Annotated in this window: 1 protein-coding gene; it reads left to right on the top strand. The window is 62.3% G+C overall.

What is annotated here, in order from left to right; genetic code table 11:
- On the top strand, window positions 1-767 hold a 767-nt coding region (locus ABD481_RS46520; RefSeq protein ID WP_344672326.1), incomplete at both ends, for a relaxase domain-containing protein.

Genomic DNA, 767 nt, shown 5'->3' with positions numbered 1-767 from the left:
GTTGAGTCTATGGGTTACAAGACAGTCGATGCGGGTCGGAATGGCATGTGGGAGATGGAGGGCGTGCCGGTTGAGTCGTTTTCCACGCGCAGTCAGGAACTCCGGGAGGCTGCAGGACCCGATGCCTCCCTGAAGTCACGGGATGTGGCCGCGCTCGATACCCGCAAGTCGAAAGAAGCCATCGATCCGGCAGAGAAGATGGTGGAGTGGATGAACACGCTGAAGGAGACCGGGTTTGACATCCGGGGGTACCGTGAGGCCGCCGATGCGCGAGCCGCAGAGCTGGCCCGTGCACCTGCCGCGCCGGTGAACACTGACGGTCCGGATATCACGGATGTGGTGACGAAAGCGATTGCCGGTCTCAGCGACCGCAAGGTGCAGTTCACGTATGCCGACCTGCTGGCACGCACGGTCGGCCAGCTGGAGGCGAAGGACGGTGTGTTTGAGCTGGCGAGAAAGGGCATCGATGCCGCCATTGAACGGGAGCAGCTTATCCCTCTCGATCGCGAGAAAGGCCTGTTCACCTCAAACATCCACGTTCTCGATGAACTCGCCGTCAAAGCCCTGAGTCAGGAGGTGCAGCGCCAGAATCATGTCTCCGTCACGCCTGATGCGTCTGTGGTGCGCCAGGTCCCTTTCAGCGATGCCGTCAGTGTGCTGGCGCAGGATCGCCCGGTAATGGGTATCGTTTCCGGTCAGGGCGGTGCAACCGGCCAGCGGGAGCGGGTGGCCGAGATAACCCTGATGGCCCGGGAGCAGGGGCGTGA

This window comes from Catenulispora yoronensis, from assembly GCF_039531695.1.
Taxonomy (GTDB): domain Bacteria; phylum Actinomycetota; class Actinomycetes; order Streptomycetales; family Catenulisporaceae; genus Catenulispora; species Catenulispora yoronensis.
Note: the sequence above shows the minus strand (reverse complement) of the source record. Positions and strands in the feature narration are given on the sequence as shown.